We start from the raw sequence: 25677 nt of genomic DNA on the forward strand, positions 1-25677 counted from the left end.
TCAGAACGACGATTCTCCCGGTGTCACTATGCCGTGGTCAAACGCGAACACGATGGCGGCGGCGCGATCGCGCAGGTCGAGCTTGCCGAATATGTGTCCGACATGGCTTTTCACAGTTACTTCCGAGATGCCCAGTTCGGTGGCGATCTCGCCGTTGACCCGGCCGCGTCCGATCAGTTCGAGCACCTCGTACTCGCGGGCGGTGAGGTCACCGAGGCGGCGGTCGGTGCGGGTACCGGCGTGTTTCACGGTTCGGTAGGCGGTGAGCACCCGACCGGTTACCGACGGATCGAGCCAGGCGCCGCCCGCCGCGACGGTACGGACGGCGCGGATGAGGTCCTCGGCGGGTGAGTCCTTGAGGAGGAAGCCCGCCGCGCCCGCGCGCAGGGCGCCCGACAGCAGTTGGTCGTCGTCGAAGGTCGTGAGGACGAGGACCGGTGGCGCGTCGGATCGCGCGCGCAGCAAACGGGTCGCATCGATGCCGCCGACCCGTTTCATGCGCAGGTCCATCAGCACCACGTCGGGCCGTTCGGCGGCGACGGCGGCCGCCACCTCGTCACCGTCGGCGCATTCGCTGACCACGAACCCGTCGCGACGGCGCAGGATGCGGCGCAGTCCGCCGCGCACCAGTTCCTGGTCGTCGACGACGAGCACGGAGACGGGGTTGTCGATCGGCGCGGCGGCCGTCACTGGTCCTCCTGGGTTTTCGGCCGGAGCAAGCCGGGCAGCATGGTGGACAGTGTTCCGCAGGAGCCCGATTTCAGCGGAAACTGGGCGTGCACGGTCCAGCCGTCGTCGTCGATTCCGGCGCTGATGGTTCCGGCGAGTAGTTCGGTGCGTTTGCGCATGCCGCGCAAGCCCATTCCGGTGCCGAGGCGTGGTGGCGGGCCGAGGGGCAGGGCGTTGCGCACCTCGAGGGCGGCGAGTTCCGGTGTCACGTCGAGCCGCACCGTCGCCGCGGCACCCGGTGCGTGTTTGGCGACATTGGCCAGCGATTCCTGCCCGATGCGGTACAGCGCGTGGCCGACCGCGCCGGTGACGACCGACAGCTCACCCGTGCGCTGGTAGTCGACGGTGAGTCCCGCGCGCCGGAAGTCACCGACCAGTTCGTCGATATCGGCGGCGCCGGGTTCCGGCTTCGGCTGGGCGGGGCTGGTGTCGAGCATGCCGACGGTGCGGCGGATGTCGGCCATGGCCTGGCGGCCGAGGCGTTCCGCGTCGACGAGCGCCTCCACCGCCTCGGTGACGTCCTCGTCGGTTTGCAGTGCGCGGCGCGCGGCGGTGAGGTGCAGCAGGGTGATCGAGAGCGAGTGCGCGATCACGTCGTGTACTTCGCGCGCGATTCGGCGTCGTTCCTCGTCGGCGGCCTGACCGGCTCGGATGGCCTGGTTCTCGCGTTCCTGGTACAGGAACCGGCGTTGGTACTGCAGCATCATCCCGACGAAGGTGCCGAGCACGATGCCGAGCACGTACATCGGCAGTCCTTCCAGCCGTTCTCCACCCCACTCCAGGTGTCCGGCCAGGTCGAAGGCGATCAGTTCGGCGATCGCGAGCAGGGTGAAACCGAGCGTCATGCCCCGGGTCGTCACCGCCGCCACCTCGCCCGCGACGACGACGAGGACGAAGGGGGCGAAGTCGGCGGGGACGGGTTGCAGCAGGAACAGCGCGCAGGCCAGCAGCCCGCTGGCCTTCAACAGGACCGGATAGGGCTTGATGTCGAACAGCGCGTACAGCGGGACCGGCAGGAATGCCGCGAACATGGCGAGCAGCGGCAGCACGGTCGGGAAGTACTCGTGGCGCTGGATGATCGCGGCGCCGGTGACCGCGAGCAATGCGACGTCGGCCGACACGATCAGCGCGGGCGGGTAGTCGTAGGGCAAGGAGGCGAGCCGCGTCCGTACGGACTCGGTGAACCGGTGCGCCACCGCGCGCAGCCGGGCCGTCGGCCTCGGCCTCCGTGCCGCAACGGTGTCGATCACCTCCATCCTGTCAGGCTAGCCGCCTGGGCAGCCCGCGACATCGTCCCGGGAACGGTCCGCGCCTCCTACCTGGGTAGGAGAAGAAGTCGCGTCTCCGGCACGACGAATCGCCGCCTCGCGCTCCGTAGCGTTGGCTGCACCCGCTCACGGAAGGTGAAGTTCATGACCTGGACCGAGCTGCATCAACGCACCGACATCGTGCACACCGTTCTCGCCAGGGCGCAGGTCGACCCGAACGACCCAGGTCTGTTCGCCGGTCTACCGGACCTGGACCGTCTCTTCGGCGGCGTCGACGGCCTGCTCCGGGCGCTGGCGAACCGCTGGGACAACCACCTGCGCGTCAAAGTCGAGCAGGCCGAGTTCGACGGCAAAACCCTGGTCGAGGCCTATCTCGAGCTCGCGGCCGAACAGCCCGCGCTGCGTGCTCTTCTCGACGCGCACACCGCGATCGGGCAGACTACCCGCGACTGCGCCCTGGCGCGCTGAGACCCGCCACCCGAATACCCTTGGGGGACAACACATGACCGATAACGGCACACCGCAACCTCCGATGCTGGAATTGACCGGCGTCGTCAAGCGGTATCGCGTAGGTGACCAGCAGGTACGCGCGCTCGACGACGTGAGCCTGCGCATCGAGACCGGGCAGTTCACCTCGATCATCGGTCCGTCCGGTTCGGGCAAGTCCACCCTCCTGCATCTGCTCGGTGCACTCGACCGGCCCGACGAGGGTTCGATTCGCTTCCGCGGCACCGAGATCGGCGATCTCGACGAAGACCGGCAGGCCGCGTTCCGGCTCGAGCAGGTCGGTTTCGTCTTCCAGTTCTTCAACCTGCTGCCCACGCTGTCGGCCTGGGAGAACGTGGCCGTGCCGAAACTGCTGGACGGCACCGGATTACGCAAGGCCAAGCCCCGCGCGCTGGAACTGCTCGACCTGGTCGGGCTCGGTGACCGCGCGCAGCACCGGCCCGCCGAGCTCTCGGGCGGACAGATGCAGCGGGTGGCGGTCGCGCGCGCACTCATCATGGACCCGCCGCTGATCCTGGCCGACGAACCGACGGGCAACCTCGACTCCAAGACCGGTGAGTCGATCCTCGGCCTGCTCGGTGACATCACCGCGCAGGGCAATTCGGTGGTGATGGTGACCCACGACATGGGTGCCGTCGCCTACTGCGATCGCGTGATCACGTTGCGCGACGGGCAGATCGGGGCCGACGACCAGGTGCCCGCGCGGGTGCGCGCATGATCGCGGCACTGGACCGGTTGCGGCTGTTCAATATCGGTGACCTCGTCCGGCACCCTGGTCGCACCGTCATGTCGACCGCGGTGATGGCGGTCTCGGCGGCGCTGCTTGTGGCGGTGCTGAGCATCTCCGGATCGGTGACCGGGTCGGTCGACCGGCTCACCAAGGGTCTCGCGGGCAATGCGGTCCTCGAGATCACCGGTATCACCGACGCGGGCTTCGAACAGTCTCTGCTGCCCGCTATTTCGGCCACGCCCGGTGTCGCGACGGCGGCTCCCATGCTGCGCAGCACACTCGGCGCGGGCCCCGACCGGGCCCTGCTGATCGGCGCCGACCAGAACATCAGCGCGCTCGGAGGCGATCTGACCGGGCCCATGTCGCAGTACACGGCCAAGCTGGTCAGCACGCCGCGCGGCGTGTTGGTCGGTGCGGCGACGGGTTACCGCGAGGGTGACTCGATCCCGATCGGCGGCGGCACCGCGACGGTCGCCGCCGTGCTCGACGAGGCGGCCACCGATCGTCTCAACGGTGGTCACGTCGTCGCCGCGCCGCTGCCACTGGCCCAGTTCCTCACCGACCGGGTGGGCAGGCTCGATTCGGTGCAGATCATGGCGAAGCCCGGCACCGATATCGCCGAGCTGCGCGCGGCACTCACCGCGGCGGTCGACGGACGGGCCGTGGTCGCCGAACCCAGCCTGCGGACGGCGCAGGCGGGTGGTGCCATCCAGATCATGCGGTACTCGACGCTGATGTCCTCGGCGGCGGCGCTGATCGTGGCGGCGTTCCTGATCTACAACGCGATGAGTATGGCTGTGGCACAACGCAGGCCGATGCTGTCGCTGCTGCGCGCGATCGGTGGTCAGCGTGGGCCGATGGTGCGTGATCTGCTCGTGGAGGCGGCGATTCTCGGGCTCGTCGGTGGCGCGATCGGTTCGGCGATCGGTGCCGTGATGGGCCGGTTCTCCATCGACCGGCTGCCTGCCGCGATGGTGCAGTCGGTGGAGGCGCGCACCGAGTTCCTCGTCCCGAACTACGCGGTGCCCGTCGCGATCGCCGCGTGTGTGGTCGCGACCGTGCTGGCCGCGGCGATCGCGGCCCGGCAGGTGTATCAGGTCGCGCCGGTCGAGGCGCTCGCCCCTGTCGAGTCGGGCGATGTCGCCGCCGCGGGGCGCGGGCTGCGGTGGGCCGCGCTGGTCGGTGGTATCGCTCTCATCGGTGCGGCCGTCGCGCTGGCCTACATCGATCTCGGTCGGCTGTCGTTGGCGGCGATCACCGTGTCGTTCACCGCGACGGTGGTGCTGTGCTTCGCCGCGACCGGGCCGATCGTGCGGGCGGCCGGGTCGATCGCCCGCTGGTTCGGTGCGCCCGGGGCACTCGGTGCGACCACACTGGAACGTGCGCCGCGCCGCGTGTGGGCGACGGCGATGACGGTGACGATCGGGGTGGCCGCGGTCGTCGCGCTCGGTGGCGCGTCGCAGAACATGGTCGATTCGGCGACCGACTCGTTCCAGAGTCTCGGTGAAGCCGATCTGTACGTGAGTCCGAGTCCGGTCGAACAGTTCCCCACCGGGCCCGTGCTTCCCGCCGACGTGTCGGACAAGGTCGCCGCCGTGCCCGGCGTCGCGAACGTGAGCCCGGGGCAGATGGCGTTCGCGACCATCGGCAGCGGGCGGGTGATGCTGCAGGGTTACCCGCCACGGGTGGAGGACAGCAGGCTCGGTGCCGTCGACCCGGCCGTCATCGACCGGATGGCGCGCGGGGAAGGCGTGGTCGTCACCCGCGATGTGGCCCGGTCGTTGGACCTCGAGGTCGGCGATCGGATCACCATGCCCACTCCTTCGGGCGAGCGCACATCCACTGTGCTCCAGGTGATTCCGTACTTCACCGCCATCTCCGGGGTGGTGATGATGAGCCTGGACCAGATGCGGGAGTGGTATCAGCGGCCCGGCGAGACGGTGCTCGCGGTGCGCTTCGAACCGGGTGCCGATCCGGCCGCGGTGCAGGCGGCGGTGCGGGCCGTGGTGCCCGAGCCGATCCATGTCGACACCGGTGCCGCCATGGTCGCGGCCATCTCCTCGAGCGTGGAGCAGGGTGCGGCGATGAGCACCATGATCCTGTGGATCGTGGTGCTGGTGGCCACGGTGGCGTTGCTGAACACGTTGATGCTGTCGGTGCTCGAACGGCGCCGCGAGCTCGGAGTGCTGCGTGCCATGGGCACCAATCGCAAGTTCCTGCTGCGCTCGGTACTCGCCGAGGCGGCGGGGATCGGGATCGTCGGTGCGGCGATCGGCATGGTCACCGGTGCGGCGGTCCAGTACCTGGGCACCGTGGCGATCGGGCACGCCATGACCATCGACATCGCCTACGCGCCGAGCCCGCTGCTCGTCGTCTACGGCATCGTCGCGCTGGGGTTGGCGCTACTCGGATCCATCCCGCCCGCGGTGCGCGCGTCGCGCATGCCGATCGTCGCGGCGCTGGCCGTCGACTGAGGTCACAGCGGCACCTCCGCCCACCAGGCGATCACCTCGTCCTGGGCGGAGGGCCGCGGTGCGCCGCCGGTCCCGCTGCTGCCCCGGCGGCTCACCACGACGAGATAGTTGTCGCGGTCCGGGTCACCGGGGAAGCCGATCACCTGGTGCGCGGTCTGGACGCGGCTGGTGGCCGGATCGGGCACCACCCAGCGCCGCACCGTCACCGGCACACCGTCCTTCTCCGCCCCGAAGCGGACGGCGGCGGGGAATGCATCCATGGCGGAACGGGCCTGCGCGGAGTTCGGGTACTCGAGGACGAGATAGCTCACCGCACCGAGCGCGTTGTCCACCCGGTCACACTGCCACCCCGCGCTGATCGGGTTCCACTGCAGCGCAGGCTCTTTCCACGCCAATTCGCTCACCTGCCGAACCCCGACACAATTCGCCCCGCGATACCCCTGCCCCTCGATCCCGGTGCCCTGCGGAACCAGTGTCGGGAACACCCGCCTGCTCGCCAGGAACGAATCGGTCGCCTCCGCCACGGCACTCGACGGCCCCGTCACCACCCCACCGATGGCCCCCTCTTCGTCGTCCCCATCCGGCAGAACCGCCACGACCAGCGCCAGAACCACCGTCACCAACACGACAACCAGCGCCGCGAGCACCACCCACCCGAGCCGCTGCAACCCCGACACCGGCCGAGACACCGCCGACTGCCGACGATAGGGAACCGGCCGAGGATGCCGCCCCTGCGGAGGCCGCCCAGGACCACCCATTCCCGGCCCTCCCCCCGGCGGTTGCATCGGCGTCCCCGCCGACGCGACCGGTGTGGCCGCGGCCTGCGAAGGCACCGCCCCGACATCGGGCCCGCGCTCACCGCCACCCGAACCATCCCGGTGCGCACCGAAATCCGGGACGTCGGAGCCTTCTCCGCCCTGCGCCGCCTCCCCGGCAGCCGGGGGCGACGGCACGTTCTCACCACCGTCCGACCCCGGCACGCCGCCGAGCGCAAACGGCCGGTCCACCGCCGCGGCATCTGTTACGGGGTCGCCGACAGGGGAAGCACCATGATCCGACTCATCTTTCAGATCCGGCGCAACGGAATCGCCCCGATCGGGCAGTTCTTCAGCGCCGCCATCGGTGTCCGACTCGGCATCGGCGTTGTGTTCCCCAGCACCCGAAATCGCTGAGCCGTCCGGCATATCGACGTGCGTGCGTGCGTTCCCGACTTCCGCGCTGCCGACTGCTGGGGTTCCACTTCCGGTCGACGTCGGCCGCGCGCTCGCCGCCGCTCCATCTCCCCAGGCGGTCTCTGCGCGCGGGGCCGCCGGCTCGGCAGCTTCCACAGCCGGACTGGCGGCACTTTCGCCGTCAGCCCCGGTGACCGGCGAGGCCGCTTCCGCACCGCTGGGCGTCGTGTGCGTCGCACCACCGGCTGCTCCCGGTGCGCTGTCCTGTCTACTCGCTGCCATGCCAGGCACAGCAGTGACATCCGTTCGTGCCGAGGAATTTTGGGCGTCCGAACGATCTCTGTTCGGCATACCGAGGACATCGGTCGCAGCTGTGCTCGACACGTCCCCCGCGACGGCGCCGGCGGGCACGACTGTCTTGCCGACCGACGACGAAACATCTGCCGCAACGGCTTTTGCTCCGCCCACCGAACCACGCGGTGTCGCCGACTGCTGGTGCGCGGACCGATCCGGTAGCTGTTCGACCGGCGGCTGCTGCGCGGCTGACTGAGCCGGTGGCCGCGGAGCCGGCGGTGGGGCCGCGGGCTGGTACGACGGAGGCTGCGCGAGCGGTTGAACCGGCGGCCGGGGCGCGAGCGGCTGTGCGGGTGGTTGAGCAGCCCCAGGTTGTTGCGGGAGCGGCTGCGGCGCCGGACCTTGCGGCACCGGCGGTTGAACCACCGGCTGCTGAACCGGCGGGCCGACATAGGGCTGGCCGACGGCCGGGGCCACCGGAGGTGATGCCGGGTGCCAATTGGGTTGGGGCCCAGCGGGTAACGGCGGCGCGAACCCCGGGGCGGGCACAGCTGTGGGGGGCTGCCCCTGGACGGATTGCGGCGGGTACGAGGCGGGAAGGACGGGTGGCTCGGTCGACGTGAGGGCCCGCCGAGCCGCCTTGGCGAAGGCGGTGCACGACTCGTAGCGGGCCGCGGGATGCTTGGCCATGGCGGCGGCGAGAACCGCGTCCATGGCGGGAGGTAGGCCCGTTCGGCGCAGGGCGAGCGGGGGTGGCGGTGCGTAGAGAGTGCCCCGGATGATCTCGTTGGGGTCGGGTGAGTCGAAGGGCGCCAGGCCGGTGAACAGCCAGTACAGGGTGCAGGCCAGGGAGTACTGGTCGGAGCGGTGGTCGAGTTCGGCGCCGGTCATCTGTTCGGGCGATGCGTAGGCCAGGGTGGCGGTGAACATGCCCTGCTGGGTGAGGTGGGTGGAGTCGGCGCGCAGACGGGCGATCCCGAAGTCGGTGAGGAACACCCGCTCCCCCTGCCCGCCGCCGGATCGCGCCAACAGGATGTTGGCCGGTTTAACGTCTCGGTGCAGCACACCGTGCCCGTGCGCGTAATCCAGTGCGTCGGCGACACCTTCGATGATCTGCACCGCGCGCTGCGGTGGCAGGGTACGTGGATCGACGGTGGCCGCGTCGATCCCGTCGACGTACTGCATGCTGATCCACAGCTGTTCGTCCTCGGCCCCCCGATCGAACACGGTGACGATGCCGGGATGATCCAGCGCCGCGGCCAGATCCGCTTCCCGCTCGAACCTGGCCCGAATCCGCGCGTCCGCGAACAGATCCCGGTTGAGCAGCTTCAACGCGGTCAACCGGTCGAGCCGCGGGTGTCGCGCCAGATACACCGTCCCCATACCGCCCTGGCCGAGCATCCGTTCGATGGTGAACCCGGCGAACACATCACCGATCTCGTGCACCACGACCCCCTTTCAGCGCCCGTCGCCGGACAGCGCGATCGTTCCGGCATATGCGAAACTTACTGGCATCCGCCCGAGATCGTCCGGGCGCGCTAGACGAGTAGTTTGCACCGCCGGAGCACAGCGCCCCCGCGCAACCGGTGGTGGGGAGGGTTTTCAGGTGGCTGGCTCTACTGTGAAGGCTGCCTGTCGCGGTCTCGTGTCCGGTGTGCTGTTGGTGTCGGCGGCGCTGACAGGTTCGTGCGCGGTGCCCGGGACCCCGACCGCCGCAACGGCACCGACGGTCCAGCGCGACGAGGGCGAGGCCTGGCGTCCCGGCCAGTCGGTGATCCTGCCCGACTCGCTCGCCGCCGAATTCACCCAGCTGCAGGCAACCCTGCCCGGCCAGGTGGGCATGGCATTGATGCCGATCGGCGGCGGACGCATGACGATCTACGGCGACTGGACCACCGGCATCGCCTGGTCCACCATCAAGGTTCCGCTCGCCGTCGCCGCCCTGCGCCACGACCACGACCAGTCCATCTTCGAGATGGTGCAGGCCGCGATCACGGTGTCGGACAACGACGCCGCCTACGGCCTGTGGCAGTCCCTCGGCGACGGCACGGCGGCCGCCGAGGCGGTGCAGCAGGTGCTCGACGAGGCCGGTGAGGTGAACACCGACAAGCCGGAGATGCGTACCGAACTCGACTACACGGCCTTCGGTGTCACCGAATGGTCGCTGGCCAACCAGGTGCGGTTCGCCTCCAAGCTGCCGTGCCTGCCCGACACCGAGGTCGTGATGCGGTTGATGGGCGAGATCACCCCCGAGCAGGGCTGGGGTCTCGGCCTGCTCGACCACGCGGAGTTCAAGGGCGGCTGGGGTCCCGACGACGACACCGGCATGTACACGGTCCGCCAGTTCGGGCTGATCCCCGTCGGCAGCGGCCAATTGGCGGTTGCCCTTGCCGCACAGGCGGATTCGGGCAGCTTCGAGGACACCACCGCCCTGCTCGACCGGATGGCGCTGCTCCTGGCACGTCATCTGCCCGATCTGCGCGGCGGAGTGTGCCCGCGCTGAGCGGGCCCGCTCAGCCGGGTACGACCAGACCGGATTCATAGGCGAGGACGACCGCTTGGGCCCGGTCGCGCAGGCCCAGCTTGGAAAAGACTTTGGAGACATGCGTTTTCACGGTCTGCTCGGCCACGAACAGTTCGCTCGCGATCTCGGTGTTGGACAGGCCCTTGGCTACCAGCTCCAGTACTTCGCGTTCGCGGGGTGTCAGCGTCGACAGGGCGGGCGAGGGTGCGGTGCGCACGGTGTTGCGCCGCCGGGTCACATCCGCGATCAAGCGGCGGGTGATCGTCGGTGCGAGCAGGGCCTGTCCGTCGGCGACGACCCGCACCGCGCGCACCAGCTCCTCGGCGGGTGCGTCCTTGAGCAGGAATCCGCTGGCGCCGAGGCTCAGTGCCTCGTACACGTAGTCGTCGATGTCGAAGGTCGTGAGCATGAGCACCCGCACGGGCGGGTCGAAACCGGCGGCGAGGATGGCGCGGGCGGCGTCGAGCCCGTTCATCTCGGGCATGCGCACATCCATCAGGACGACGTCGGGGCGCAGCCGTTTGGCTTCGGCGACCGCCACTTTGCCGTCGGGGGCGTCACCGACGACGCTGATATCGGGTTGGGCACCGAGCAGAGCGCCGAAGCCCTGCCGGACCATCGCCTGGTCGTCGGCGATCAAGACGGTAATAGCCACGCGACCACCTTACGGGGTCGGCAGCGTCACCGAGACCTCGAATCCGCCGGTCGCAGTGGGTCCGGCGAGCAGTTGTCCGCCGACCGCCGCCACCCGGGTGCGCATGCCGTCGATGCCGTGCCCGCCGCCTGTGCTCTTGCTCGCCACACCGGTGGCGGGGTCGTTGTGCACGGTCACTGTGACCACCCCCGGCCGCACGCCGACGGCGACGCGCACGGGCGCACCGGGCGCGTGCCGCGCACAGTTGGCCATCGACTCCTGGACGACGCGGTACACGACCAGCCCGGTGGTCTCGGGCACGGCCGACAGATCACCGTCGACGGTCCACTCGACGGGCAGACCGGCACGCGCGGCCGACTCGCACAGCGCGGGCACGTCGGCGGCACGCGGTTGCGGTGCGTGTTCGGGCAGTTGTCCGTCGCTGCGCAGCACGCCCAGCATGCCGCGGATCTCGTTGAGCGCGGTGCGCGCGGTGGCACCGATGGATTCGAATTCCGCCGTGGCGGCCGGGTGCAGATCGGTGATCCGGTAGGGCGCGGTCTGGGCTTGCACCACCACCATCGACATGTGGTGGGCGACCACATCGTGCAGGTCGCGGGCGATGCGCGCCTTCTCCTCGAGGATGGCTCGGCGCGCGCGTTCCACCTCGGTCACCTCGGCCTGTTCCTCGAGTTTGGCCCGTGAGGCGCCGAGGGTCTGCAGCAGATAGCCGAGCAGCGCGAGCGCACCGAACCCGACCGGCCACCCCCACAGCGGACCGTCGGCCGAACCGGGCATGGTCGTGGCGAACAGCATCGATTGCCCCGCCCACGCGACGACCACCACGGGCAGCGGCGCGCGCAACGCCACCGCGAACAGCAGCACGAACAGCACGATGACGTGCACCACCTGGAACGGCAGGTCGCTGTCGGCGGTGGGCGAGATCACCAGCGAGATGAGCAGCGCCGACCCTGCGGAGACGGCCCAGCCGAGGGCGGGGTTGATCCGGACGAGCAGGAGCGGGAACACCGCGAGCCCCGAGATGAGCGGTGCGACAGCGGCGGGCACCTGGTGGGTGACGAACAGCGTCGGCCACGCGATGCTGTACAGAATGAGCGCTACCAGCACGGTCGCCAGGTCGAACCAGGTGGTCGCGTCGATCCGGCGCACGGTGGTACGCAGTTGTCCGGTCATGGTCCTGAGCCTAGGAAACCGGTCGCCGACCCACCTCATACCCACGAACCAACTGCGACCCCCTACCCTGGTGTGACCCCGGCGCCGGGACACCACCCGTGCGCCTCGCGAAACCGGTCCACAGCGGGATGCCCGCCGTACGACCCGCTCCTTACTGTCGGAGGCCATGAAAACCCCGCTTCGCCCGGCACCCGCCGCTCGCCGTGCCCGTGCCACAGGTTCCGCGTCGCCCGCCGACACCACCACTCCCCATCGCCGCCGCAGCGGCATCGCGCTGTGCACCGCCGGGCTCGCGATGGCCTCCGCGGTCGTGATGTCGGCCCCGGGTGCGATGGGCACCACCCCGGGCAGCGGGGTCGAGAACGCGGCCGCCACCGCCGTGGTGCACTCCCTCACCGACGACGACCCGGACGTGCCCGCGCTGATCCCTCGCGATTTCGGTTTCAAGTTCGGGTACGACCCGGCCGAGCAGGACGGCATGCTGGTGAATCCGAACGGCGGCTGCTCCTCCCCGGTGACATTGCCCGGCGAGTTCGAGGCCGCCTGCAAGGCCCACGACCTGGGCTACGACATGCTGCGCTACGCCGAGCGGGTCGACGAGCCGCTCGGCCCGTGGGCACGGCGCTCGGTGGACGCGGCCCTGAACCGGCGCATCCACGCCGCCTGTGAGCTGCGCGACGACGAGTTCTCCCGCGCGCGCTGCGGTGTGATGGCCGATATCGCCTTCACCGCCGTCGACGTGAACTCGCGCAGGCAGGACTACGCCGCACCGGTGGTGGAGAACGTCTTCGCCGAGACCGACCCCGCCGATCGACCCAACCTGTGGCCCTTGGCGCGCACGGTGCTGGGGTTGTTCGCGGTGACGGCCGCCTGCGCGGTGATCATCGACGCGCTGCGCAAACGTCGCCGCGTGATCTGACCACATTGCCGATTTCTAGAACTTGTTCTAGCTTTCACGCATGACTCTGGTGATCGACGAGACGGTCGAGATCGATGCCCCCGCCGCGAAAGTCTGGCAGGTGCTCACCGATTTCGCACACTACGGCGAGTGGAATACCTTCTGCTACAAAGCCTCGAGCACCCTGGTGCCCGGCGAGCCGATCGACATGATGGTGAATCTCGGCGGCAACAAGCGCGCCCAGCGCGAGTGGATCCGCACCCACACGCCGGGCGTCGAGTTCAGCTACGCGATGAAGCCGGTGCCGCTGGGCGCACTGCACAGCCTGCGCTCGCACACCGTGGTCCCGCTCGGCGAGGACCGCTGCCGCTACGAATCGCGCTTCACCCTGGCCGGCTGGCTCAGCCCGGTGGTCACCCTGGCGCTCGGCAAGCACCTGCGTGCCGGGTTCGACGCCATGACGGCCGGGGTCGCCGCTCGCGCCGTCTCGTAACGTCGCCCGCGCGCTGGACTCGGCGCGATGACCGCCCGGCCGCGAACCGACCTCGCTGCCCGCGCCTACGAAAAGCGGGGCCCGCCAAGGATTCTCACCCTCGACGAGCCCCGCTCGGTACGAACTCTCAGACCGCGCCCGGGGTGGGCAGCGGGCCACGGGCTGCCTCGTAGGCCGCACCGACCCGGTACAGGCGGTCGTCGGCCAGCGCGGGCGCCATGATCTGCAGACCCACCGGCAGGTTGTCGTCGGCCGACAGCCCCGACGGCACCGACATGCCGGGGTGGCCCGCCAGGTTGGTCGGCAGGGTGCACAGGTCCGACAGGTACATGGCGAGCGGGTCGCCGACCTTCTCGCCCAGCTTCCACGGGGTGAACGGGCTGGTCGGCGAGACGAGCACGTCGACCTGTTCGTAGGCGGCGTCGAAGTCGCGCGCGATCATCGTGCGCACCTTCAGAGCCTGGCCGTAGTAGGCGTCGTAGTAGCCGGCCGACAGCGCGTAGGTGCCGATGATGATGCGGCGCTTGACCTCCGGGCCGAAACCGGCCTCACGGGTCAGCGACATCACCTGGTCGGCGCTGTGGCTGCCGTCGTCGCCGACGCGCAGGCCGTAGCGCATGGCATCGAAGCGCGCCAGGTTCGACGACACCTCCGACGGCATCACCAGGTAGTACGAGGACAGCGCGTACTCGAAGCTCGGGCACGACACCTCGATCACCTCGGCGCCCAGTTCCTTCAGCACCGCGACGGCGGCGTCGAAGGAGGCGATCACGCCGGGTTGGTAACTGTCGGAATGCAATTCGCGCACCACACCCACGCGCACACCGGTCAGGTCACCGTTGGCGCCCTGGCGCGCGGCCTCGACCACCGGGGCGACCGGCACCTTGCGCGAGGTGGAGTCGCGCGGGTCGTGCCCGGCGATCACCTCGTGCAGCAGCGCGGTGTCGAGCACGGTGCGACCACACGGCCCACCCTGGTCGAGCGACGACGCGCACGCGACGAGACCGTAGCGGGACACGGTGCCGTAGGTCGGTTTGACGCCCACGGTCGCGGTGACCGCGGCGGGCTGACGGATCGACCCACCGGTATCGGTGCCGATGGCCAGCGGCGCCTGGAACGAGGCCAGCGCGGCCGCCGAACCACCGCCGGAACCGCCCGGGATGCGGGTGGTGTCCCACGGGTTGCGGGTGGGGCCGTACGCGGAGTTCTCGGTGGACGAGCCCATGGCGAACTCGTCCATGTTGGTCTTGCCGAGAATCGGGATGCCTGCCGCACGCAACCGGGTGGTGACGGTGGCGTCATAGGGCGACATCCACCCCTCGAGCACCTTCGACGCACACGTGGTCGGCATGTCGGTGGTGGTGAAAACGTCCTTGAGCGCCAACGGAACTCCCGCCAGCGGCGAGGCGGGCTGCTCGCCGGCGGCGATCGCGGCGTCGACCACGGCGGCCGCTGCGAGGGCATGCTCGCTCGCGACGTGCAGGAAGGCGTTGAGCTCGCCGTCGACCTTGCCGATGCGGTCCAGGTGCGCCTGGGTGACCTCGGTGGAGGACACCTCGCCGCCGTGGATCTTGCTCGCCAGCTCGGCCGCCGACAGCGTGGTCAGCTCGCTCATTCGCCCTCTCCCAGAATCTGCGGGACCAGGAAACGCTGTTCTTCCACGGCGGGCGCCTGGTCCAGCGCCTGCTCGGGGGTGAGGCCGGGCACGACCACGTCGGGCCTGGTCACATTGGTCGTCGGGTTCGGCGATGCGGTGGCGGGGACGTCGGCGGCGACCTCGGAGATGGTCCGGACGTGGCTGAGGATCGAATCCAGCTGACCGGCGAACTGGTCGAGTTCGGCGTCGGTCAACGCCAGCCGGGACAGCCGGGCGAGGTGAGCGACCTCGTCGCGGGAGATTGCGGGCACCGCGGGACCCCTTTCGGCTTCGGGTGGGAAGAACTTCCGGTACAGCCTAACGAGGTGGGCGAACAGCCCCGGACGCACCCGCCTCGCACGAAAGTTCGCCCTCCTCGCCGCGATGGGGTCATACTCGAGTCGAGATCCCCCGGTTGGGGGTGTAAGTATTGCTTCACCGGGTATTCGTCTCGAACAGCCTCGGCCGTCAAGGAAAGGAACGCACGTGTCATACCTGCTCCGCGTGCAACTTCCGGATCGACCGGGAAGCCTCGGTTCCCTCGCATTGGCACTCGGCGGAGTGGGCGCGGACATCCTCTCGCTCGACGTCGTCGAGCGCGGCGCGGGATTCGCCATCGACGATCTTGTCGTCGAGGTGCCAACCGGCGCACTGCCCGACACCCTCATCACCGCCGCCGAATCCGTGCGCGATGTGAGTGTCGACTCCATCCGCCCGTACTCCGGCGTCCTCGACACCCATCGCGAACTCGAGCTGATCGATCAGGTCGCCGGCGCGCGCGACGACCGCATGCAGGTCCTCGTCGACGGGGTACCTCGGGTGTTACGGGCGGGCTGGTCGACCATCATCGCGCTCGGACCGTCGGGCGCGTACCGGGTGGTCGGCAGCCCGAGTGCCCCTGAGACACAAGCGGGTTCGGCTCCGTGGATGCCCATCGAGAAGCCGATGGGGCTCGACGGCGAAGCCGAATGGGTGCCGCAGATCTGGCGCGACATGGACACCAAACTCGCGGCCGCCCCGCTCGGCGGGTCAGGTAAGGCGCTGCTGCTCGGCCGCCCGGGCGGTCCCGATTTCCGCCCGTCCGAGGTCGCGCGGCTCGGCTACCTCGCTGGCATCGTGGCGACCGTGCTCAACTGAGCGCCAACCGCATCACGAACAGCGGCAGCCCGTCGTCGGTGCTCCAATTGCGTTCGGGCACAGCGACGAAGCCCAGACGCTCGTAGATGCGATGCGCGTCGACCATGGTGGACATGGTCGTCAGCGCCACCGCCTCGTAGCCGCCCGCCTTCGCCTCCTCGATCACGGTGCGCACCAACGCCGTTCCCACCCCGAGGCCACGCGCCCGCTTCGACACCGCAAGCATCCGGAACTCGAGTTCGCCGGGGCGGGCGATCTCGGCGTAGGGACTGCCGGGTTCGGCGATCGTGAGCGAACCGACGACCTGCCCTTCGTGCAGGGCGACGAGCACCTGTGCGTGCGCGGCCCGGTGCGCCGCGTCACCCAGTTCCCGCGTGTAGTCGTTGTCGGCGGGCACATACCCGTCGCCGACGTACACGTCGACGGTGAGGGCGGAGATGGCGTCGTATTCGTCGGGCTGCGCGGTCCGGATCTGCGGACCGCTCACTGTTGCGTGGTTGTTGCCGTGCATTCCCGCATGATCGCACCCGGGCGGCTGTGAGCTTCGACGCACCCGTCCCGGCTATCGGGACCGTCTCAGCTACCGAGATACGGGCGCAGGCCCGGGTGCTGCGCGGACCAGCGGTCGGGGTTGCGCGGTGAGTAGACCACATCGAGCTGGTCGCCGATCGACGGCCACTGCGCCGCGTCCCACGCGAACCGCCCGTACACGACCTTCGCGGGCACCGACGGGCCCGTGATGGTGCCGGTGATGGTCACGTAGTGCTCGCCGGTCATGGCCGGCAGCGGGCTCACCCCGGTCACCGACAGCAACCCGTGCTCGACCTGGACTCCCCCACCGCCACCACGCCTGGTCAGGAGGGCGCCGATCATGACCACGAGCATCGTCACCATGGCCGCCGCCATCACCACTTCGAGCATGACCCCATGGTAGGCCGACTACAGACCGACGAGTTCGCTGACGCCCTGCGTCCGCCGCACCTGCCACACCGCCGTCCTGGTGCGCTGGGACCGGCCGTTGTTGCGGTCGATGAGCGCGCGATTCGCGGTGGTGTAGATCAGCTGGGCGCCGCGGGCGTTGGTCTCCGGGTTCTGGAACAGCTGCACCAGACGGTCGGTCTCCTCCACCGGCAGGCCCGCACCGAGATCGTCGACGGCGAGGACACCGCCGGTGTCGAGCGCCTCGAGCATCGCGGGCAGCACCCGTAGCAGTGCGCGGGTCGCCGTCGATTCGTCGGCCAGGTCGAACGCGATGTCGATGCCTTCGTGCACCAGGCTCAGGCCGGGGCCGCGCCGGTCGACCATGCGGCGGTACAGGGTGTCACGGGCGGCACGCAGCGTGCTCAGCTCCCGTTCCACCAGCACGGCATCGGCGCCGCCCTGGTCCAGTTGTGCTGTGAGCGAGGCGATTCCGGCATCCATGTCACGCAGGTAGTCGGCGTACATCGGGTCGTGCTCGGCGATCAGCAGATCCTCGATGCCCAGATCGGCTGTGCGCAACAGCATCAGCAGGCGCGCGGCGTTGTCGGGCGAACGGGAGATGTGGCTGCCGAGCTCGTACGCCAAGGCCTCCGCACCGATATCGCCCTGCTGCACTTGCAGATTCGCCGCGAACCAGCGATAGGCGGGTACCAGAGCCTCCGCGTACAACTGACCGGCCAGACTCAGCAGCAACGCGTTCGGCCGCAGCAACGGCACCAGCGCCGTCACCCCGTACCGGGCCGCCTCGAACATCGGGCCGATCTTGACCTGATCCCCGTTGCGCTCGAACACGATTCGCTTCCTCGAACGAGGATGGGTGTAGAGCCACTCGGCGATCACATCAGCACTGTCGAGGCGGAAGCCGTAGGTATACGGAACGCCCTCCGCCACGAAGCCGGCCACGAATTCCGTCGGCCGGTCGGCGAATCCGAGATGCGGCCGACGCACCGGACCCGCATACGGATCCCAACCACTCACCGAATTCAACACGGCATCACGCATCTGCGCGAGCGCGTCGACCACACTGGTCTTCCCCGACGCCGCGACGCCGTACACCGCCGTCACCGGCACCGCGAGCGGTCCACCGGCCCCCTTGGTCAGCCGCAATTGCTGCGCCTCGGCCAAAGACCCATGATTGGCCACCTGAAAACTCCGCAACAAGGTGCAGTCCCGCCTCTCTATTCCGCCTCCCCGAGAATCTAGGCCAGATTCAGGTGGGGGGAGACTCCCGTTGGCGGCCAGACCATGTAGCAGGTCACCGTCGCCCGTTCCCGGTGAGTTACCCATGTTCTCACCTGTCTCTCGACGCGGTAGCCGATGCCCGAGGCCTCGAACAGACGTCAGAAGGTCTGTGTGGACCGACGGTAACAGGCGTCATCGGCACCCCTGGAAAGTTGAGAGTCGCTGGGTCTCGGCGGAAGTGTCCAGATTTGCGATCGTGTGCATGTCGCGCGCGGGGGTGTGGGTCTGGCGTAGTCTGGCCGAAAATCGGTGAGAGGCGGAGCTGCAGTGATGATTCGTGGGCTGGTTGTTGCGGCGTTGGGGGCCGGGGCCGTGGTTCCGGTGCTGATGGTCGGTGCGCCGACCGCGGCGGCCGATCCCTGTCCGGACGGGACCGCACGGGTGTTCCTGGGAAACTCGACGAACAGTTGCCAGGGGGCCGGGACCGTCAGCTACACCGAGGCGCCGGTGTCGAAGGTGTGCTCGATGACCGGTAGCGATGTCGTCGTCGACATCGAGGGCAACTCGAAGAAGACACACCGGCACGTGGAGCTCACCAACGGCCAGTGCGCCCAGTTCGACATCCGCACCCAGATGGCGAACACGGTCACCGTCACCCCGAGCTGAGCCGAACCCGGCCCGGGGCCGTCGCTACTCGGCTTCTGATTCGGCCGGGGCGCTGACCGCTACCGGCCCTTGCTCGAGCAGCAGGCGGAAACCGTCCTCGTCGAGGATCGGCACACCCAGTTCTTCGGCCTTGGCGGCCTTGGAACCGGGCGAATCGCCGATCACCACGAACGCGGTCTTCTTCGACACCGAGCTCGCCGCCTTGCCGCCGCGGACCAGGATCGCCTCCTTGGCGCCGTCGCGGGTGAAGGTCTGCAGCGAGCCGGTGACCACGATCGACAGCCCCTCGAGGGTGCGTTCGATGGAGGCGTCGCGCTCGTCCTCCATGCGCACACCGGCGGCCCGCCACTTGTCGACGATGGCGCGATGCCAGTCGACGGTGAACCACTCCACCACGGCCGCGGCGATCGTCGGACCCACGCCGTCGGTCGACGAAAGTTCTTCCACCGTCGCGGATTCGATGCGTTCGAGGCTGCCGAACTCGGCGGCCAGCGCGCGGGCGGCGGTCGGGCCGACGTGCCGGATGGACAACGAGACAAGCACCCGCCACAGCGGACGGTCCTTCACCGCCTGCAGGTTCTCCAGCAGCCGCCTGCCGTTGGCGGACAAGCCGCCTTCCTTGTTGGTGAACAGCGGAACCGACAGCAGTTTCTGCTCGTCGAGATCGAACAGATCACCTTCGTCGGTGATGGCGCCGGAGCGCAGCAACGCGTCGGCCGCTTTGTCGCCGAGCGCCTCGATGTCGAAGGCGCCGCGCCCGGCGAGATGGAACACCCGCTCGCGCAGCTGAGCGGGGCAGAACTGCTGGTTGGGGCAGCGGATGTCGGCGTCGCCCTCTTTCGCGGGCGCCAGTTCGGTGCCGCAATTGGGACAGTGGGTGGGCATCACGAACTCGCGTTCGTCGCCGGTGCGGGCGTCGACCACCGGGCCGAGCACCTCGGGGATCACGTCGCCGGCCTTGCGGATGGTGACGGTGTCGCCGATCAGCACACCCTTGCGTTTCACCTCCGAGGCGTTGTGCAGGGTGGCCATCGCGACCGTCGATCCCGCGATGGTGACGGGTTCCATCACGGCGAACGGGGTGACTCGCCCGGTGCGGCCGACGTTCACCTCGATGTTGAGCAGCGTGGTGGTCGCCTCTTCCGGTGGGTACTTGTAGGCGATGGCCCAGCGCGGGGCACGGGAGGTGGAGCCGAGCCGCCGCTGCAATGCCATCTCGTCGACCTTGATGACCTGCCCGTCGAGCTCGTGCTCGATGTCGTGGCGGTGCTCACCCCAGTAGGCGACCCGTTCGATCACCGCGTCCACGCCCTGCACCAGCCGGGTGTGCTCCGACACCGGCAGTCCCCAAGCGGCGAGCGCCTGGTAGGCCTCGTGCATGGAGGTGGGTCGGTAGCCGTCGATGCGACCGAACCCGTGGCAGATCATCCGCAGCTTGCGCTGGGCGGTGATCGCGGGGTTCTTCTGGCGCAGCGAGCCGGCGGCGGTATTGCGCGGGTTGGCGTAGGGCGGTTTGCCTTCGGCCACGATCTGGGCGTTGAGCGTCTGGAAATCCTCGAGCCGGAAGTACACCTCGCCGCGTACCTCGAGCAGTTCCGGGATGGGGAACTCCACGGTGGCGGTGAGTTCGGTGGGGATGTCGTCGATGGTGCGGGCGTTGAGGGTGACGTCTTCACCGGTTCGCCCGTCGCCGCGGGTGGCGGCGCGCACCAGTCTGCCGTTCTCGTACACCAGGTTCAGGGCCACACCGTCGATCTTGACCTCGCACAGGTAGTGCAGGTCGGGACCGGTTTCGGCCTCCACGCGGGCGGCCCAGGCGCGCAGTTCGTCGAAGTCGAACACATTGTCCAGCGACAGCATGCGCTCGAGGTGGTCGACCGCGGTGAACTCGGTGGCGAATCCGCCGCCGACCAGCTGGGTCGGCGAATCGGGTGTGCGCAGATCGGGGTGCGCCTCCTCCATCGCCTGCAGTTCACGCAGGAGCGCGTCGAACTCGCCGTCGGTGATGATCGGCGAGTCCCGCACGTAGTAGCGGAACTGGTGCTCCCGCACCTCGTCGGCCAACTGCTGCCACCGCACCCGCTGCTCGGGGGTGGCACCTTCGGCACTCACGGAAACCGCGCTGTCGCTCTCACTCACACCCAGCACATTAGTGGAGGCCACCGACACTTTCGGCGACCGTTCCCGCACGTCGCGGCCTCATACCGGCGAGATGACCTCGACGGTGGGAAAGTAGCTGCGATAGCGTGCCGCATCACGAGTGAGCAGCCGGTATCCGCTGATCGCGGCGTGCGCACCGATATAGAAGTCAGGCAGAGGTGACCGCTTCTCACCGCCCCGCCGACGGTAGGCGAGAAAGGCCCGAGCAGCCAGAAAGGCCGCGTCCCACGGCAGCGGTTCACGCTCGAACGCCTGAGGCGGCAACGCGGCCTCCACCGCTTCCTTCGTCGAATAGCCGATCGAGACCTCCGCGTAGATCAACGGATTGATCACCACTCGCCCGGAGTTGCGAGCGGCGGACAACTCCGAAGCCGACCATTGTTCCCAGGTGGGGTCGCCGTCCAGCACATCAATGAGCACACAGCTGTCGACCAACGTGGTTCGCCGCAGGGCGGTAACTGATTCAGTCACGCAGCAGCGCCATGATCTCGTCGGTCGTCAACCCCGCGACCTCAGGATTGTCGAATCGATGCCGACGCATCTGGCGAACGAGCCGCTCGCCGGGGCTGTCCTCGCCACCACGAACCACGATGCGCAACGCGCCGCCGTCCTCGATCACGTCGAGTTCGTCGCCTTCTTTGAGATTGAACTTCGCCCGCAGCTCAGCGGGGATGGTGACCTGGCCGTTCGCGTTCATGCGCATGTCGGACTCCATCTATTAGGCAACTACGTAATAGATGGTACCTCTGATGAGCCGACCAGCGGAAAGCTATTCGAAGTTGATCGACTCCGGGTCCTCGGTGAACGCGCGGGCGACGTCGGTGCTGAGAGAGAGGGCTTTGCGGGCCCAGTCCAGCGGTGCGCCTGCCAGCCCGCACCCCGGGGTCACCAACACCTGAGTGGCCAGGGTGGTGCGTGGGAAGCCGAGGCGGTCGATCAGGCGGACGGCGGGTTCCGCGATCGCCCGCCAGGTGGTCGGCGCGGCCGGTTGCTCCGTCGGAACGAGGCCGAGAGCGATCTTCTTGCCGCGGTCCACGATGTCGCCGAGCACGTCGAGGTCGGCGGTGGTAATGGTGGAGGCGTCGAAGGAGATTCCGGCGGCGGCGGTGCGGCCGATGGTGGCGAGGGCGGGCCGAGAAGCGCAGGTGTGCAACAGAACCGGGGCGCTCTGGGCGTCGATCACCGTGTCGAAGATGCGTAGCGCCTCGGGTTCGGGCAGAGCGCTGATCGTATTGAGGATGCTCGGGCCACGCAGCGAGCCGTCGAGGACCGTGGTGAGCTGCGGTTCGTCGAGCTGGATGACAACCTCGGCGCCGAGCCGCCTGCGCACCTCGTCCGCATGCCGTGCCAATCCCTCAGCGAGGGATTCCGAAAGATCGCGTACCGCACCGGTATCGGTGAGGATTTGATGCCCACCGGGGAGTTCCACCTCAGCGGCCAGAGTGAGCGGTCCGGCCGACTGCAGCTTCACGACGCGGCCGGTACCGACCAGACCTGCTGTCTCCCACGCCTCTTCGATGGCGTCGAGGTCGAACTGGAGCAGATCGCGCGCTCGGCGTGAAACAGCACCGGGACGGGCGGCCAGCCGGTATCCGCGCGTTGTCGAATCGAAGCGCAGGTCCACCAGCAAGGCCGAAACCCGGCCGATCATGTCGGCGCCGATTCCGCGCTGCGGCAGTTCGACCAGGTGCGCGAGGTCGGGCAGTTCACCGATGATCGTCGCGGCGGCTTCCCTCGGATCGGTGCCCGGCCACGACCCGATGCCCGTGGCGATGCCGCCGACGAGCAGGTCCGCGGGCGCGCTCTCCTCGGAGTTCTCGCTTCGCGACAATGTCACGTACACAACACCTTTCGTGTCGTCGAACGGCGCGCTCCTCAGGCGGAAGCGTCGGTGATCCCCGCGTCGACCCCGGCACGATCGGTGCCGTTGATGGTGCCGCTGCCGACCACGGTGTCGCCACCGTCGGCATCGGGCAGGTAGAGCACGATGGCCTGACCCTTCGCGACGCCGCTGAGCGGTTCACGCAGCCGCGCGACCAGCCCGTCACCCACCGGTTCGACGACGGCGGGCGCGGTGCCGCCGTGGGCGCGCACCTGCACCACACACTCGACCGGTTCGGTCGGGCGCACGCCGGAGGTCCAGATGGCGCGGTCGGCGGTGATGACGTCGACCTGCAGGTCTTCCACCGAGCCGACCTTCACCGTGCCGGAATCGGGGTCGATCCCGGTGACGTAGCGAGGCTTGCCGTCGGCGGCGGTGTGGCTCAGGCCGAGGCCCTTGCGCTGACCGACGGTGAACCCGTGCACGCCTTCATGGGTGCCGAGCACGGTGCCGTCGGAATCGACGAGCGCACCGGGGCGGATGCCGATCTTGGCGCCGAGGAACGCCCGGGTGTCGCCGGAGGGGATGAAGCAGATGTCGTGGCTGTCGGGCTTGTTCGCCACGGCGAGACCGCGCTCGGCCGCTTCTTCCCGGATACGCGGCTTCGGGGTGTCGCCGACCGGGAACATGGCCCGGGACAGCTGCTCGGCGGTGAGGACCGCGAGCACATAGGACTGGTCCTTGTCCGCGTCGACCGCGCGGCGCAGCACACCGCCTTCGAGGCGGGCGTAGTGCCCGGTGACCACGGCGTCGAAGCCGAGGGCCTGCGCCCGGTCGGCCAGGGCGGAGAACTTGATCTTCTCGTTGCAGCGCAGGCACGGGTTCGGGGTCTCGCCCGCGGCGTAGGCGGCGACGAAATCGTCGATCACGTCTTCTTTGAAGCGGTCGGCGAAATCCCACACGTAGAACGGGATGCCGAGCACATCGGCGGCGCGACGCGCGTCACCGGCGTCTTCCTTGGAGCAGCAGCCACGCGACCCGGTGCGCAGCGTGCCCGGCGACGCCGACAGCGCCAGATGCACCCCGACCACCTCGTGACCGGCGTCCACGGCCCGCGCCGCGGCCACCGCCGAATCGACTCCACCACTCATGGCGGCAAGTACTCGCATCAGGCACCTCCTCTAGCGCCGGCCAGACCCGCGGCCCTGGCCCTTTCGATGACCTGCGGCAGCACGGTCAGCAATGTGTCGATATCGGATTCGGTCGAGGTGTGGCCCAGCGAGAACCGCAGCGAACTGCGCGCCTGCCACGGCTCGACACCCATGGCGATCAGGACGTGACTCGGCGAGGCCACCCCCGCGTTGCACGCCGAGCCGGTCGAGCATTCGATACCGGCGGCGTCGAGCAGCATCAGCAGGGAGTCGCCCTCGCAACCGGGAAAGGTGAAGTGGGCGTTGCCGGGGAGTCTGCGTTCGTCGGCCGGGCCGTTGAGCACAGCGTCGGGTTCGAGCGCGAGCACACCGGCGATCAGCTTGTCGCGCAACGCTTTCAGGCTGTGCGCGGCCTCGACGGAGGCGGCGCGCAGGGCGGCGGCGAAGCCGACGGCGGCCGCCACGTCGGAGGTTCCCGAACGCAGGTCACGTTCGTGCCCGCCACCATGGATCAGCGGCACACAGGGCACCTGCCGACCGAGCAACAGCACACCGATCCCGTGCGGACCGCCGACCTTGTGCCCCGCGACGCTCAGCGCGGCCAGCCCGCTAGCGCCGAAATCGACCGGAACCTGGGTCACCGCCTGGATGGCGTCGCTGTGCATCGGAATATCGAATTCCTGTGCGACGGCAGCCAATTCGGCGATGGGCTGGACGGTGCCGACCTCGTTGTTGGCCCACATCACACTCACCAGCGCCACTTCGTCACCGTGCGCCTCGAGCACTTCGCGCAGCGCGTGCGGCGACACCACACCCTCGCCGTCGACGGGCAACCAGCTCACCTGCGCACCCTCGTGCTGCTCGAGCCACTCCACCGCGTCGAGCACCGCGTGATGCTCGACGGAGCTCACCACCAGCCGGGTCCGGCGCGGATCGGCAGCCCGCCGCCCCCAGAAAATCCCCTTGATCGCGAGATTGTCGCTCTCGGTGCCCCCAGAGGTGAAGATCACTTCCGACGGCCGCGCCCCCAACTCAGCGGCGATCGACTCCCGCGCCTCCTCGAGCGTCCGCCGCGCCGCCCGCCCCGACCCGTGCAGCGACGAGGCGTTCCCCACCATCCCCAAGGCAGCGGTCATCGCCTCGACAGCGGCAGGCAACATCGGAGTGGTCGCCGCATGATCGAGGTAGACCGTCTTGGGCGCACCCGAATAAGCCGACTTCATGACCGACAAAGCCTATACCACCGCTGACCTGGTCATCTTCGGGGTCCACCCCTGCTCTCTACGATTTTTCAACGATTCACCCGGGACTTCCAACACGTGTATCACCTACTTTCATTCCCGAATCGGCGAAGAGTGGGCCGCTGAGACGGTCGAGATAGCTTGCGAGCGAAGGCCGGGCTGTCGGACCGCAGCGGCCCGGCGACCTGATAGGCAGATGAATGCGAGATTCCGCACCCGTGTAGATGCTCCTCGGACCGCCGACGGCTGCCTGCAGCGCACACGCCTGCTAGGCCGGGAACGCCCGTGCAGCTGCCGACAACAGCCGCTGGCGGCGCCGCTATCGTGACAAATGCAATATTCCGCATGCCAGTGCCGGGCCGCCACCGGTGCATGCACGGGGCGGGCCCGAGATCACTTGGCACGCTTGTCGTCGTACCGCCGCGTAAAGGCCTGGACGAGGTCGCTGGACGAGCTGTGTACGGGCTACCCAGCCTCTGGTATCGACGTTCGAGGTCGGCTCTGGCGGCTGCGAATGCCGCCCAGCGTGGGACGGGGCGCCGGTGCGCGCTGACAGTGTTGTCTGGCCGCGGGAGCCATCGGTGGTGGAGTCGGTGTCCGTCGACGAAGCAACCGTCGCGGATCTGCGTCTCGATCAGGTGATCCCCGTGATAGTCGGTCTTCGGACGACTTCGAGCTCGCGGGACTGTTCCGACGACCTGTTCGTGACCGCGACACGGTCCGATATCGCCATGAACTCGTCGCCGATCTGACCGACGACGAGGTCCGCGCGGTGTTCGACAAT

Annotated in this window: 24 protein-coding genes; 8 read left to right on the plus strand and 16 right to left on the minus strand. The window is 68.9% G+C overall.

Translation table 11 applies throughout. The features are described 5' to 3' along the window. Together AB0I19_RS20100 and AB0I19_RS20105 are read right to left on the minus strand one after the other, a co-directional pair. Entirely contained in the window at positions 1-690 is a 690-nt protein-coding gene (locus tag AB0I19_RS20100) for a response regulator transcription factor (RefSeq protein WP_357150499.1), read from the minus strand. Beyond that, positions 687-1985, minus strand: a complete 1299-nt coding sequence (locus tag AB0I19_RS20105) for a histidine kinase (protein ID WP_357150500.1) — start codon at positions 1983-1985, stop codon at positions 687-689. Before AB0I19_RS20105 ends, AB0I19_RS20100 begins: the two co-directional genes overlap by 4 nt. 156 nt (positions 1986-2141) lie before the next feature. Here AB0I19_RS20105 and AB0I19_RS20110 point away from each other — a divergent pair, with 156 nt between their 5' ends. The 3 genes from AB0I19_RS20110 to AB0I19_RS20120 are packed head-to-tail and all read left to right on the plus strand — an operon-like array spanning position 2142 to position 5708. Then, positions 2142-2465, plus strand: a complete 324-nt coding sequence (locus AB0I19_RS20110; protein WP_357150501.1) for a hypothetical protein — start codon at positions 2142-2144, stop codon at positions 2463-2465. A 34-nt stretch (positions 2466-2499) separates the two neighbouring features. After that, positions 2500-3222, plus strand: coding sequence for an ABC transporter ATP-binding protein (locus tag AB0I19_RS20115; protein ID WP_225279117.1), 723 nt, complete (start codon positions 2500-2502; stop codon positions 3220-3222). Then, complete coding sequence (locus tag AB0I19_RS20120; RefSeq protein ID WP_357150502.1) at positions 3219-5708, plus strand: FtsX-like permease family protein; 2490 nt, start codon at positions 3219-3221, stop codon at positions 5706-5708. Before AB0I19_RS20115 ends, AB0I19_RS20120 begins: the two co-directional genes overlap by 4 nt. Positions 5709-5710: 2 nt before the next feature. Here AB0I19_RS20120 and AB0I19_RS20125 read toward each other — a convergent pair whose 3' ends face one another. After that, positions 5711-8620, minus strand: a complete 2910-nt coding sequence (locus tag AB0I19_RS20125; protein WP_357150503.1) for a protein kinase — start codon at positions 8618-8620, stop codon at positions 5711-5713. A gap of 160 nt (positions 8621-8780) precedes the next feature. On the opposite strand from AB0I19_RS20125, the gene AB0I19_RS20130 reads away from it, so the two are divergent. Next, positions 8781-9677 (plus strand): hypothetical protein, encoded by an 897-nt coding sequence (locus AB0I19_RS20130; protein ID WP_357150504.1) that lies wholly within the window; start codon positions 8781-8783, stop codon positions 9675-9677. A gap of 10 nt (positions 9678-9687) precedes the next feature. On the opposite strand, the gene AB0I19_RS20135 is transcribed toward AB0I19_RS20130, so the two are convergent. Continuing rightward, positions 9688-10353: a response regulator transcription factor gene (locus tag AB0I19_RS20135; RefSeq protein ID WP_067493235.1), complete on the minus strand. Its 666-nt coding sequence runs from the start codon at positions 10351-10353 to the stop codon at positions 9688-9690. Between the two features lie 9 nt (positions 10354-10362). Continuing rightward, positions 10363-11526, minus strand: coding sequence for a histidine kinase (locus AB0I19_RS20140; RefSeq protein ID WP_357150505.1), 1164 nt, complete (start codon positions 11524-11526; stop codon positions 10363-10365). 166 nt (positions 11527-11692) lie between these two features. Between AB0I19_RS20140 and AB0I19_RS20145 the strand changes: the two genes are divergently transcribed. Together AB0I19_RS20145 and AB0I19_RS20150 are read left to right on the plus strand one after the other, a co-directional pair. Then, complete coding sequence (locus AB0I19_RS20145; RefSeq protein ID WP_357150506.1) at positions 11693-12445, plus strand: hypothetical protein; 753 nt, start codon at positions 11693-11695, stop codon at positions 12443-12445. 40 nt (positions 12446-12485) lie between these two features. Next, positions 12486-12917, plus strand: coding sequence for an SRPBCC domain-containing protein (locus AB0I19_RS20150; protein ID WP_357150507.1), 432 nt, complete (start codon positions 12486-12488; stop codon positions 12915-12917). Between the two features lie 127 nt (positions 12918-13044). On the opposite strand, the gene gatA is transcribed toward AB0I19_RS20150, so the two are convergent. Both gatA and gatC read right to left on the minus strand, forming a co-directional pair. Continuing rightward, a complete protein-coding gene (gatA, locus tag AB0I19_RS20155) occupies positions 13045-14532 on the minus strand; it encodes an Asp-tRNA(Asn)/Glu-tRNA(Gln) amidotransferase subunit GatA (RefSeq protein ID WP_357150508.1) in 1488 nt (495 codons plus the stop codon). Then, the gene (gene gatC, locus AB0I19_RS20160) at positions 14529-14825 is read right to left on the minus strand and encodes an Asp-tRNA(Asn)/Glu-tRNA(Gln) amidotransferase subunit GatC (protein WP_067493225.1); all 297 of its coding nucleotides are present in this window, start codon (positions 14823-14825) and stop codon (positions 14529-14531) included. The genes gatA and gatC overlap by 4 nt, the downstream gene beginning before the upstream one ends. Before the next feature lie 214 nt (positions 14826-15039). On the opposite strand from gatC, the gene AB0I19_RS20165 reads away from it, so the two are divergent. After that, the gene (locus tag AB0I19_RS20165; RefSeq protein WP_181698526.1) at positions 15040-15690 is read left to right on the plus strand and encodes an amino acid-binding protein; all 651 of its coding nucleotides are present in this window, start codon (positions 15040-15042) and stop codon (positions 15688-15690) included. Here the strand turns inward: AB0I19_RS20165 and AB0I19_RS20170 are convergent. The 3 genes from AB0I19_RS20170 to AB0I19_RS20180 all read right to left on the minus strand — a co-directional run bounded on the left by AB0I19_RS20170 (position 15683) and on the right by AB0I19_RS20180 (position 17814). Next, positions 15683-16201 carry a GNAT family N-acetyltransferase gene (locus tag AB0I19_RS20170; RefSeq protein WP_067636926.1) on the minus strand — a complete coding sequence of 173 codons (519 nt, stop codon included), beginning with the start codon at positions 16199-16201 and terminating at the stop codon, positions 15683-15685. The genes AB0I19_RS20165 and AB0I19_RS20170 overlap by 8 nt on opposite strands. Before the next feature lie 65 nt (positions 16202-16266). After that, the gene (locus tag AB0I19_RS20175) at positions 16267-16611 is read right to left on the minus strand and encodes a hypothetical protein (RefSeq protein ID WP_357150509.1); all 345 of its coding nucleotides are present in this window, start codon (positions 16609-16611) and stop codon (positions 16267-16269) included. 18 nt (positions 16612-16629) lie between these two features. Beyond that, positions 16630-17814: an ATP-binding protein gene (locus AB0I19_RS20180; protein ID WP_357150510.1), complete on the minus strand. Its 1185-nt coding sequence runs from the start codon at positions 17812-17814 to the stop codon at positions 16630-16632. A gap of 366 nt (positions 17815-18180) precedes the next feature. Between AB0I19_RS20180 and AB0I19_RS20185 the strand changes: the two genes are divergently transcribed. After that, positions 18181-18519, plus strand: a complete 339-nt coding sequence (locus tag AB0I19_RS20185; RefSeq protein WP_357150511.1) for a hypothetical protein — start codon at positions 18181-18183, stop codon at positions 18517-18519. Between the two features lie 24 nt (positions 18520-18543). Here the strand turns inward: AB0I19_RS20185 and ligA are convergent, their stop codons facing one another. The 6 genes from ligA to AB0I19_RS20215 form a co-directional block, all read right to left on the minus strand. Continuing rightward, positions 18544-20631 (minus strand): NAD-dependent DNA ligase LigA, encoded by a 2088-nt coding sequence (gene ligA, locus AB0I19_RS20190; protein ID WP_357150608.1) that lies wholly within the window; start codon positions 20629-20631, stop codon positions 18544-18546. 87 nt (positions 20632-20718) lie between these two features. Continuing rightward, the gene (locus AB0I19_RS20195; protein ID WP_201449940.1) at positions 20719-21150 is read right to left on the minus strand and encodes a type II toxin-antitoxin system VapC family toxin; all 432 of its coding nucleotides are present in this window, start codon (positions 21148-21150) and stop codon (positions 20719-20721) included. Beyond that, the gene (locus AB0I19_RS20200; RefSeq protein WP_357150512.1) at positions 21143-21382 is read right to left on the minus strand and encodes an AbrB/MazE/SpoVT family DNA-binding domain-containing protein; all 240 of its coding nucleotides are present in this window, start codon (positions 21380-21382) and stop codon (positions 21143-21145) included. The genes AB0I19_RS20195 and AB0I19_RS20200 overlap by 8 nt, the downstream gene beginning before the upstream one ends. A 66-nt stretch (positions 21383-21448) precedes the next feature. Continuing rightward, complete coding sequence (locus AB0I19_RS20205) at positions 21449-22516, minus strand: methionine synthase (RefSeq protein ID WP_357150513.1); 1068 nt, start codon at positions 22514-22516, stop codon at positions 21449-21451. Between the two features lie 38 nt (positions 22517-22554). Continuing rightward, on the minus strand, positions 22555-23670 hold the full coding sequence (gene mnmA / locus AB0I19_RS20210) for a tRNA 2-thiouridine(34) synthase MnmA (protein ID WP_357150514.1): 1116 nt from the start codon (positions 23668-23670) through the stop codon (positions 22555-22557). Next, on the minus strand, positions 23670-24875 hold the full coding sequence (locus tag AB0I19_RS20215) for a cysteine desulfurase family protein (RefSeq protein ID WP_357150515.1): 1206 nt from the start codon (positions 24873-24875) through the stop codon (positions 23670-23672). Before AB0I19_RS20215 ends, mnmA begins: the two co-directional genes overlap by 1 nt. Positions 24876-25677 lie beyond the last annotated feature (802 nt).

The sequence above is a fragment of the Nocardia sp. NPDC050413 genome (assembly GCF_040655475.1).
In the GTDB taxonomy this organism is placed as follows: Bacteria; Actinomycetota; Actinomycetes; order Mycobacteriales; family Mycobacteriaceae; genus Nocardia; species Nocardia coubleae.